At 68.3% G+C, this 1,462-nt stretch carries 1 protein-coding gene; it reads right to left on the minus strand.

The window, feature by feature from the left end; translation table 11 throughout:
- Positions 1-128: 128 nt before the first annotated feature.
- The gene (locus QRO93_RS21445; protein ID WP_049458207.1) at positions 129-1,415 is read right to left on the minus strand and encodes a DUF445 domain-containing protein; all 1,287 of its coding nucleotides are present in this window, start codon (positions 1,413-1,415) and stop codon (positions 129-131) included.
- Between the last annotated feature and the right edge of the window lie 47 nt (positions 1,416-1,462).

Here is a 1,462-nt window from a genome sequence, read left to right on the forward strand (position 1 = left end):
CGAAGGGGCGGGTGGGTACGTGCGTCCGTGCCCCGCTTGGCTAAGCGTACAACCGATTAGCAAATGATAGGCATTCGCATTTCGTTAATCAAGCGTGACGACTGCTGCCGGTGGATCGAGGCGCGCGTTCAGAACCGGAAGATCACCGTCGCCGCATGCAGCAGCAGGCCGATCAGCCCGCCGACCAGGGTGCCGTTGAAGCGGATGAACTGCAGGTCGCGGCCTACGCTCAGTTCCAGCTGCTCGACCAGATGCCGCTCATCCCAGCTCTTCACGGTCTGTGCGATATGCGTGGTCACGCCCTCGCGCAGGCGCCCGGTCAGCCGCTGCGCGCCTTCAAGCAGGTGCTGGTTCAGTGCCTCGCGCAGGGCAGGGTCGGCCTGCAGGCTGCTGCCCAGCGAGGCCAGGCTGCGCTGCAGGTGGCCGACCAGTGCGGAGTCGTCGCGCTGCAGGTCGGCACGCAGGCTGGCATGGATGCGCGCCCACAGCCCCTGCACGTACTCCTGCAGGGCAGGGTGGTCGATCATTTCCTGCTTGAGCTGTTCGACGCGTTCTGCCAGCGCCGGGTCTTCGCGCAGGCGCTGCACGTAGGCCTGCAGCCAGCGCTCATAGTCCTGGCGCAGCGGATGCTCCGGCTCGGCCAGCACCTGTTGCAGTTCTTCCAGCACCGCGCGCGCCAGGCGCTCGGCCAGGCTGTCGCCGATCTCGTCGATCGGCTTGACCCAGTTCACGGTGCTCGACAGCGTCGGCCATTCGCGCTGGATGTAGCGCACGATCAGCTGCGAGGCGCGCTCCTTCACTTCCGCCTGCTCCAACCAGCGCCCCAGCCGCTGCAGGCCCTCGTCCAGCACGCGCTGGTGGCGGCCATCGGCGGTCAGCAGCGCCAGCAGCTCGCCGGCGGTGGCGGCGGCATTCCACTGCCGCAGCTGTTGCACCACGAAACCGTGCAGTTGCCGGCGCACGGCGGTCTCGTCGAAGAAATCCAGTGCCTGCAACGCCCAGCCGCGCGCCATGTCGGCCAGCATCCGCGAACGCGCCGGATCGGCCAGCCAGCTCCCCAGGCGGCTGGCCGGATCGAACACCTGCAGCTTGGCCAACAGCACGCCCGGTTCCAGGAACTGGTCGCGCACGAACAGCGCCAGGCTGTCACCGATGCGTTCCTTGCTGCGCGGGATGATCGCGGTGTGCGGAATGGGCAGTCCCATCGGCCGCCGGAACAGCGCGACGACGGCGAACCAGTCGGCCAGCGCACCCACGGCGGCGGCCTCGCAGAACGCCGAGACCCAGGCCCAGATGCCACGTTCGCCCTGCCAGTGGCTGACGGCGAATCCGGCCAGCATCAACAGCAGCAGGCCCAGTGCGAGGGCTTTCAGGCGCCGCAGCTGTGCGCGGCGCGGATCGTTGGCAGGCGTCATGCCCGAAGTCTATCCGGCCCTGCATGAGCATCGGGTAGTGGGGGGGG

It is taken from the genome of Stenotrophomonas maltophilia group sp. Smal17, assembly GCF_030237045.1.
Classification (GTDB): Bacteria; Pseudomonadota; Gammaproteobacteria; order Xanthomonadales; family Xanthomonadaceae; genus Stenotrophomonas; species Stenotrophomonas forensis.

Coding starts and splice junctions, on each gene's coding strand:
- QRO93_RS21445 (WP_049458207.1), bottom strand. CDS start 1,415: ATGACGCCTGCCAACGATCCGCGCCGCGCACAGCTGCGGCGCCTGAAA.